The organism is Flaviflexus sp., assembly GCF_052087705.1.
Lineage (GTDB): Bacteria > Actinomycetota > Actinomycetes > Actinomycetales > Actinomycetaceae > Flaviflexus > Flaviflexus ciconiae.
The window spans coordinates 1-8188 of the sequence record NZ_JBQCYC010000037.1 but is presented as its reverse complement, the minus strand read 5'-3'; the positions used below and the strand labels follow the sequence as shown (position 1 = coordinate 8188).

Genomic DNA, 8188 nt, shown 5'->3' with positions numbered 1-8188 from the left:
ATCGCCGACACCCCCTGGCATCCCGCATCATCTCCTGGACCGCCATAGCAACCCTCCTCATCGGCCTTGCCGTATTCATACCTTTGCTCGTGCAGCGGATTTCAGAGATTGAATGGGTTGCCGAGAACATCGGAACCTTCGTTTCCCCAATAAATCTTCCCGGCTGGCTCAACGGCACGCTCCTCGTTGCGGGCATCTTCGCCGCGCTTGAGCGTGCGCTGACAATTCGGAGCCATTGTTTGATCGACGCGGACACCTGGTGGCTGGACTGATCCGCCAAGAATAGAAGATGACTCGGAACGCACGAATTTGCGTGAAGAAAGTTCCATCCGTAAGCCCCTCAGATCGCCTGGAATACTAGAGCCCATAGAAGATGTGACAAATTCTTCTATTAACGCATTGTCTTAACCCGAGCAGCTTTCCCGTTAACTTGTTGACATACCCTTTGCTGATACAAAGCCGAGGTAATCAAGATCTACCGGTTTCGATTATGGCGTCCGTAGAACTCCAACCGGATCGCGGTGAGCCGCATATACGGCGGGTGGAAGGGTTGACACTAAGGGTGCGATAACCGACAAAATCCCGACTCCAATCATGAAATCGACCGGGGGCAAAGCATCCATGCGTCCGGTGATAATGCCTCCCATGACAACACCGAGAACCGCACCGATTAGTGCCGCATATGCCGTGCGAAGCACAACTAAAGCGATAATCGTCATCCGGGTAGCACCCAGGCCTCTGCGACCTCCTAGATCCGCTCGCCGCTGGCACCTCATCATTGGACTGAATCAGGTCGTGGACTACGGTGGCGCATTGCTAACCGCATCGCTGTCTTGTAGGACATAATATCGGCGTAGCTTTCACCACTATCAGCCTTGTTATCGCACGCGTACGGCAACCTAACGTTGCTTGAAACATCCCAAGGCGGAGCCAACAGTCTTAACACAGGGATCCAGGGATGGATAGCGATCCTATCGAGGAGCTCGGTCTCTTCAGCAACCCTCCGCGCACATTGTTACCCGCACTCGTACCAAAAGTTCCTCCCAGGCAATGCCCGGGAGGAACTTCATGTCTTGGTCGTCTAAAGGAACTTGACGATGAGACCGTAGAGGATAATGCAGACGCCCCACGTGACTGCGATGCCGACCGTGATGCGGTTAAGGTTCCGCTCAGCCACGCCCGATGAACGCATGGCCGTCGACATTCCGCCGCCGAACATGTCGGAGACGCCTCCGCCCTTGCCCTTGTGGAGCAGGATGGAGAGTACTAGCAACAGTGAGGTGATCACCAGAAGTACGGTGATGATCGTTTTAAGAATGTCCACGATGTCCTTTCGGTCCGAGTCTAGTGTAGACGACCCGAACGGGTCAGCCTAACCGTTGTAGCGAACGATCTTGGCGAACTCGTCGGCCTGGAGCGATGCTCCACCAACGAGTGCACCGTCAACGTCCTTCTCGGCCATGATGTCATCGATGTTCGACGACTTGACGGAACCACCGTAGAGGATACGGGTGGCGTCGGCGGTCTCCCGGTCGTACAGCTCAGCAATCTTTTCGCGGATCGCTCCGCAGACTTCCTGAGCGTCAGCCGGGGTTGCAACCTCGCCGGTGCCAATGGCCCAGACGGGCTCGTAGGCAATGACGAGCTTTGCAACGTTCTCCGCAGCGATGTCCTTGAGAGCGCCCTCAACCTGAGCGAGCGTGAATGATACCTGGTCGCCTGCCTTACGGATGTCAAGGCCCTCACCAACGCAGATAATGGGGGTGATGCCGGCGGCGATGGCCTTCCGCGACTTCGCGTTGACCAGTTCGTCGGACTCGTTGTGGTATTCGCGGCGCTCCGAGTGTCCGATAACGGCGTAGGTGACGCCGAGTGCGGTCAACATCGAGGCCGAGATCTCGCCGGTGTATGCTCCGCCGTCGTGGGCGGAGATGTCCTGCGAGCCGTAACCGATTTCGAGCTTGTCAGCGTCGACAACGGTCTGGACGGTGCGGAGATCGGTGAAAGGCGGAACAACAACAACTTCGACCTGCGAGTAGTCGTGCTTCATGTCCTTCAATGTCCATGCAAGCTTCTGGACGAGCTGATTAGCCTCGAGGTGATCGAGGTTCATCTTCCAGTTGCCTGCCATAAGCGGGGTGCGTGCCATTTAGTCCTCCAGGATTGAGATGCCCGGCAGGTCCTTGCCCTCGAGGAATTCGAGGGAGGCGCCACCGCCGGTGGAAATGTGGGAGAAGGTCGCCTCGTCGAAACCGAGAGTGCGAACTGCTGCGGCGGAGTCTCCTCCACCGACGATTGAGTAGCCGGAGCCATCAGACATAGCCTGAGCAACGGCCTTGGTGCCGCCTGCGAACGCGTCGAACTCGAACACGCCCATGGGGCCGTTCCAGACAACGGTCTTCGCGTCAGCGATCTTCGAGGCATAGAGCTCGGCCGACTTCGGGCCAATGTCGAGACCCATCTGGTCGTCCGGGATCGAGTCGGCGTCAACGACCGTTGCCGGTGCGTCTGCCTTGAACTCGGGTGCGACGACGACGTCGACGGGCAGAACAATCTCAACGCCGCGTTCCTTGGCGGTTTCGAGGTAGCCCTTGACGGTGTCGACCTGGTCCTCTTCGAGGAGGGAGGAGCCAACGCCGTAGCCCTGTGCCTTAAGGAAGGTGAATGCCATGCCGCCGCCGATGAGGAGGCGATCAGCCTTTTCAAGGAGATTCTTGATGACACCAAGCTTGTCGGAAACCTTCGAACCGCCGAGGATCACAACGTAGGGACGATCCGGGTTGTTCGTTGCCTTCGACAGGGAGTCGATCTCCTTGAAGACGAGCTCGCCGGCCGCCGAGGGCAGCTTCTGGGCGATGTCGTACACGGAGGCCTGCTTACGGTGAACAACACCGAAGCCATCCGAAACGTAGAGATCAGCAAGTGCCGCGTACTCCTCGGCAAGTGCGGAGCGCTCCGCGTCGTCCTTCGAGGTTTCGCGGCCGTCGAAACGAACGTTTTCGACGAGGGCGATCTGGCCTTCTTCGAGGGAGGCGGCTACCTGCTTGGCGCTTTCGCCAACGGTGTCTTCGGCAAGGACAACGTCCTGGCCGACGAGCTCGCCGAGGCGCTTAGCAACCGGGGCGAGGGAGAACTTGGGGTCCGGCTTGCCCTTCGGACGGCCCAGATGCGCCATGACCAGAACCTTCGCGCCAGCTTCTGCGAGGCGGGTCAGAGTCGGGAGCGCCGCTTTGATACGACCATCGTCGGTGATGGTGTCGCCGTCGAGCGGGACGTTGAAGTCGGAGCGGACGAGAACGGTCTTGCCGCGTACGTCGCCCAGGGATTCAAGAGTCTTCATAGTGTTCCTTCCAAGAATGACGCCCGCGTACCCGGGATGGGTGGCGCGGGCGTCAGTCTTAACTACCTAGAGTTCAGAGCTTCGAGCCGACGAGGACAGCGAGGTCGACAACGCGGTTAGCGTAGCCCCACTCGTTGTCGTACCAGGAGACAACCTTGACCTGGTCGCCGATGACCTTTGTGAGGCCGGAGTCGAAGATCGACGAAGCCGGGTGGCCCTCGATGTCCTTCGAAACAATCGGGTCCTCGGTGTAGACGAGGATCCCCTTGAGGCCCTCGGTCTCAGCAGCCTTCTTCACTGCTGCGTTAACGGCCTCGACGGAGACCTCCTTCTCAGCGGTGAAGGTGAGGTCGGTTGCAGAACCGGTCGGGGTGGGAACGCGGAGTGCGTAGCCATCGAACTTGCCCTTGAGCTCGGGGAGCACGAGAGCAACAGCCTGTGCAGCACCGGTCGAGGTCGGGATGATGGAGAGGGCTGCGGCGCGGGCGCGACGGAGGTCCTTGTGCGGGCCGTCCTGGAGGTTCTGGTCAGCGGTGTAGGCGTGAACCGTGGTCATGAGGCCGCGGACAATGCCGAACTCTTCGTGCATGACCTTCGCAAGGGGTGCGAGGCAGTTGGTCGTGCAGGATGCGTTCGAGATGATGTTGTGGTTCTCGGGATCGTACTCGTTCTCGTTCACACCCATGACGAACGTTGCGTCAATGTTCTTGCCGGGGGCCGAGAGGATGACCTTCTTGGCGCCAGCTTCGATGTGTGCCTTAGCGGAGTCGCCGTCGGTGAAGCGACCGGTCGACTCGATGACGACGTCAACGCCGAGCTCGCCCCAGGGGAGCTTCGCGGGATCGCGCTCTTCGAGGGCCTTGATCGTCTTGCCTGCAACGGTGATCGAGTCACCGGAAGCGGAGACCTCTTCCTTGAGCGTGCCGAGGATCGAGTCGTACTTCAGCAGGTGGGCGAGGGTGTCGTTATCGGTCAGGTCGTTAACTGCAACGATCTCGATGTCGGCGCCGGACTCCAGCACTGCACGGGTGAAGTTACGGCCGATGCGGCCAAAGCCATTAATACCAACGCGAATAGTCACTCTATTCCTCCTCGTGCGCGACCCTTCGCGCACATATATTGATTGGTCTGGGGAAGCCAAGGGGCTTCATCCTTCACGGTCGACGTAGGCCGGCCGATCCACAATTAAGTATACAAGCTTTAGGGATTTTCTATATGGGACCAATAGGTTTTGGTGAAAATGTTCTCGGTGGGCTTACAGCAATGGTCGATGGACCATCAAATTAGCCTCTGCGGCGATGCAGATCGTTAACCGCATCCACCGTATTGGGAATCCCAAGTTCGGCTGCCTTCTTGTCCGCCATCGTATTCAGCCTGCGGAGCCGGCCGGCGACAGCGTCCTTCGTGGCGACGGGGTTGAGCCGCTCCCCCAGCAGGTTCAAGGAATCTTCCGGGTACTTCATCCGGAACTCCCCTGCCTCCCGAAGGTTGTCGGGAATGTCGTCACCGAGGATCTCAAAGGCTCTCTTAACCCTGATGACTGCGATAACGGCTGCGTCGGCGCTTCTGCGCATGTTCGCATCATCGAAGTTGGCGAGCCTGTTTGCCGTTCCGGAAACTTCCCGGACGGTGCGGAGTTCCTCCCAGCGGATCACGGCGTCGTTGGCTCCCATGCGGGTAAGCATGGCGGCAATGCCGTCGCCTTCCCGGATATCAACCCGGTAGGCACCGCGGGACTCGCGGGCGCGGTAGGTAATGTCGAGTCTGCGGGCCAGCCCGCCAAGGGCGTATGAGGCTTCGAGGCCGGGGCAGATCACTTCGAGGGAAGCGTTGCGGCCCGGCTCAAGAAGGGCACCGCGGGCCAGGAACGCGCCGCGCCACGAGGCAGCAGCGTCAGCTTTGGAGCCGCCGACGACGGTGGGCGGCAGACCTCGGACTGGACGCCCGTACGTATCGATGAGGCCAATACGGCGGGCAATGCGTTCACCGTCGCGTCCGATGCGGACGACGTAGTGGTGGGCTCCCCTGCTTCCGCTGGCCACGGTGTGGAGTTCTGGCTCAACCCGGTAGACGCGGTGTACGAGTTCTCTCAGGCGGCGTGCACTACCGGCATGACCAAGTTCAGCCTGGAGGGCAACGCGGCCGGAGTTGATGTGAATGCCCCCTGCGAACCGAAACATCGTGGCGATTTCAGCCACCGTCGCGGAGGCCATGCTGGATTCAACTGAAGCCAGCTCATCTTTCACGGCGGGTGTCAGGGCAGACATTCGTGTAGCTCATCCTTTGCTTGAGAGATTAAAGCCCAGAGGGCTAAATGATCTTACCCCTTTATCGGGTCAGTCGGCTCTCGATACATCGGTGATGGTGCCCTCGAATGCGTCTCGGAGGGCCGCGGCGAACCGGAGCGGGTCATGCACATCACCCCGCCCAGCTTGGTTCACTTGCCGCATAACCAGCCTCGCTTCCACGACATCAACAGCTTCATCGAGAGCGGAAAGGTCATCGATTGATGTTGGGTCTGCAAGCACCACTGTGGGCGTGATCCCACGGGAATACTTGACGAAGCTCGTGACATGATCAGCATGCCTCATGTCGCTCGTCTCAACATCGTTGGTGAGGTTCAGGGCCAAAAGTATCTTCGTGTTCGAGTTCTTGAGGGCATTACGAATCTCGGGAAGCATCAGGTGGGGGATGACGGACGTGTACCAGGAGCCTGGCCCAAACACGCACCAGTCAGCGTCCTGGATTGCACCAAGCACTTCGGGGTGGGCGTCGGCCGATTCGGGGATGAGGCGTACCTGTTCAACCCGCCCGGGAGCCACTGCGACCAGGGACTGGCCGCGAATAACCTTGTGGTGGCCGTTGTCGTCAACGTCGGCCTCAATATCCATTGGCACGTTGCTCATGGGGAGGACCCTGCCGTGTACGTTGAGGAGGCGGCCGACAACGTCAAGTCCCTTGACCGGGTCATCGAGAAGGTTCCACAGTGCCGCGATCAGCAGATTGCCGGTGGCATGGTTATTGAGCGGGCCGTCTGTCACGTAGCGGTGTTGGAGAACATCGCGCCACAGGTGCCCCCATTCGTCATCGTCACAGAGCGCCGACAGCGCCATGCGCAGGTCACCGGGCGGAAGGATTCCAAGCTCGCTGCGGAGCCTGCCCGACGATCCACCATCGTCCGCCACGGTGACAACTGCCGTGAGATTATCGGTGACGTGGCGGAGTGCGGAAAGGGTGGCGTAGAGGCCGTGCCCCCCGCCGAAGGCCACGACTTTGGGGCCCCGGGAGCCGGTGGGTAGCATCGCCTACTCCTTTCCGAGGTCGCGGTGGACGACGACTACCCGGGAGCCGCGCTCCCGCAGGCCGGCGGCAACCCGCTCGGAAATGGCGACGCTCCTGTGCCTACCGCCCGTGCACCCAATGGCAATGGAGACATTCGGCTTCAGCTCCCTCTCGTATCCGGACAGGATTCCAGAAATCAGGTCGATATAGCCATTAACAAAATGCGTAACCCCATCCTGGGTGAGGACATAGTCCTGGACGGGCTTGTCGTGGCCCGTGAGGTTACGTAGCTCGCCAATCCAGTAGGGGTTGGAGATAAAGCGCACATCAACCACGTGATCCGCATCCATGGGAAGCCCATATTTGAAGCCGAACGACATGACAGTGACTCGAGTCTGGAGCTCACCTTCGGCGGCAACAAGCTGTCGCACGTGGCGGGCCAGGTCATGGACCGACATATCCGTCGTGTCGACGATTGCGTCTGCTCGGCCCCGCAGAGTCTTAACTGCTTCCCGCTCGGCATGAACAGCGTCGAGCAGGCGGCCGGTGTCCTGCAGCGGGTGGGGACGACGAACGGATTCGTACCGCTGCACCAATACGTCATCATCACAGTCGAGGAAGAGAATGCGGTGCTCAACACCGGCGTCACGCAACTCATCAAGAACGGCGATGAGGTCATCAAAGAACTTTCCGCCGCGCACGTCCGCAACGACAGCAACGCAGTTGACAGAACTACCGGGAGACATGAGGCCCGTCAATGCTTTGAGGAGCCTTGGCGGGAGGTTGTCGACCACGTACCAGTCGAGGTCTTCTAGGACGGCCGCGGCGCGGGATTTACCGGCGCCGGACATACCGGAAATGATGATGAGCTCAGGAACTTCTGGCTCGGGCACGTGAGCTTCAGCCTCTGCCCCGGGCACCCACGCGGGGAAGGAGTCCGTCTGATCAATCGGTTTCTCGTCCATGTACCTATCGTGCCAGGTTTGTCCCATCCGCGGGTAGGCTCAGCGCCCGCAGTCAGCAACTTTTGAGGATTGACATTTGACCGTGTGTGGAGCGCATGGCTATCGGCGTCATGAAACTGAGTCTTGTGGCTGAATCGGCAAAACTGCTTCGCAAACACACTTTTCATCTCATTAAGGTGGACGTGAACCGGTCTCTAAGTAGACGTGCACTGGGAGCACTTATTTTGAAGTCACTGCAACAAGTCAAGGGCGAGCCGCATCGTCTGCCGGTCTGCCTGTCCGAGTGGCTCTGGCTAGTATCTCGGCAAGAAAACACGAGCCTGTTCACTAAGGCTTGATGCGCTCCCCCAGGTGAGGGAATTAGTCTGTAGCTAACGGCTCGACATTGATGCCGAGCCTAAGTACTCATCGGGGTCTCCATTGAAGAAGATCGTCGCACCGGGAGTCCATCCGATGACCGCTGACATACTGCCGTCGAATTCGATAGTGCGGCAGGACGTCGTAAGGAATCCGCCCAGCGTCAGTTCTATCCAGTCGAAGGATTGTGAAATCCTCTGCCAATCAGGCGTGACCCACTTTCGTTGGGTGCCCAGCATATCTG

At 59.3% G+C, this 8188-nt stretch carries 10 protein-coding genes; 1 reads left to right on the top strand and 9 read right to left on the bottom strand.

The window, feature by feature from the left end; all coding sequences use genetic code 11:
* Positions 1-272, top strand: a 272-nt coding sequence (locus ACTHUY_RS11835; RefSeq protein WP_441678984.1) for a hypothetical protein, incomplete at its 5' end; no start/stop codon positions are given.
* 216 nt (positions 273-488) lie between these two features.
* On the opposite strand, the gene ACTHUY_RS11830 is transcribed toward ACTHUY_RS11835, so the two are convergent.
* The 9 genes from ACTHUY_RS11830 to ACTHUY_RS11790 form a co-directional block, all read right to left on the bottom strand.
* Positions 489-776, bottom strand: a complete 288-nt coding sequence (locus ACTHUY_RS11830) for an FtsX-like permease family protein (protein WP_441678982.1) — start codon at positions 774-776, stop codon at positions 489-491.
* A 305-nt stretch (positions 777-1081) separates the two neighbouring features.
* A complete protein-coding gene (secG, locus tag ACTHUY_RS11825) occupies positions 1082-1324 on the bottom strand; it encodes a preprotein translocase subunit SecG (RefSeq protein ID WP_126703416.1) in 243 nt (80 codons plus the stop codon).
* Between the two features lie 48 nt (positions 1325-1372).
* Positions 1373-2149, bottom strand: a complete 777-nt coding sequence (gene tpiA, locus ACTHUY_RS11820) for a triose-phosphate isomerase (RefSeq protein WP_441654860.1) — start codon at positions 2147-2149, stop codon at positions 1373-1375.
* On the bottom strand, positions 2150-3340 hold the full coding sequence (locus tag ACTHUY_RS11815; protein ID WP_126703418.1) for a phosphoglycerate kinase: 1191 nt from the start codon (positions 3338-3340) through the stop codon (positions 2150-2152).
* Between the two features lie 73 nt (positions 3341-3413).
* Complete coding sequence (gene gap / locus ACTHUY_RS11810; protein WP_441654861.1) at positions 3414-4421, bottom strand: type I glyceraldehyde-3-phosphate dehydrogenase; 1008 nt, start codon at positions 4419-4421, stop codon at positions 3414-3416.
* A 202-nt stretch (positions 4422-4623) separates the two neighbouring features.
* Positions 4624-5607: a DNA-binding protein WhiA gene (gene whiA, locus ACTHUY_RS11805; RefSeq protein WP_441654862.1), complete on the bottom strand. Its 984-nt coding sequence runs from the start codon at positions 5605-5607 to the stop codon at positions 4624-4626.
* 69 nt (positions 5608-5676) lie between these two features.
* A complete protein-coding gene (locus tag ACTHUY_RS11800) occupies positions 5677-6642 on the bottom strand; it encodes a gluconeogenesis factor YvcK family protein (protein WP_441654863.1) in 966 nt (321 codons plus the stop codon).
* A 3-nt stretch (positions 6643-6645) separates the two neighbouring features.
* The gene (rapZ, locus tag ACTHUY_RS11795) at positions 6646-7587 is read right to left on the bottom strand and encodes an RNase adapter RapZ (RefSeq protein WP_441654864.1); all 942 of its coding nucleotides are present in this window, start codon (positions 7585-7587) and stop codon (positions 6646-6648) included.
* Between the two features lie 371 nt (positions 7588-7958).
* A partial coding sequence (locus ACTHUY_RS11790) for a hypothetical protein (protein WP_441678980.1) occupies positions 7959-8188 on the bottom strand: 230 nt, incomplete at its 5' end.

Bases quoted from the DNA above. Each gene is read 5' to 3' on its own strand.
- ACTHUY_RS11800 (WP_441654863.1), bottom strand. From the start codon at position 6,642: ATGCTACCCACCGGCTCCCGGGGCCCCAAAGTCGTGGCCTTCGGCGGG.
- ACTHUY_RS11830 (WP_441678982.1), bottom strand. From the start codon at position 776: ATGAGGTGCCAGCGGCGAGCGGATCTAGGAGGTCGCAGAGGCCTGGGT.
- ACTHUY_RS11815 (WP_126703418.1), bottom strand. From the start codon at position 3,340: ATGAAGACTCTTGAATCCCTGGGCGACGTACGCGGCAAGACCGTTCTC.
- tpiA (WP_441654860.1), bottom strand. From the start codon at position 2,149: ATGGCACGCACCCCGCTTATGGCAGGCAACTGGAAGATGAACCTCGAT.
- rapZ (WP_441654864.1), bottom strand. From the start codon at position 7,587: ATGGACGAGAAACCGATTGATCAGACGGACTCCTTCCCCGCGTGGGTG.
- whiA (WP_441654862.1), bottom strand. From the start codon at position 5,607: ATGTCTGCCCTGACACCCGCCGTGAAAGATGAGCTGGCTTCAGTTGAA.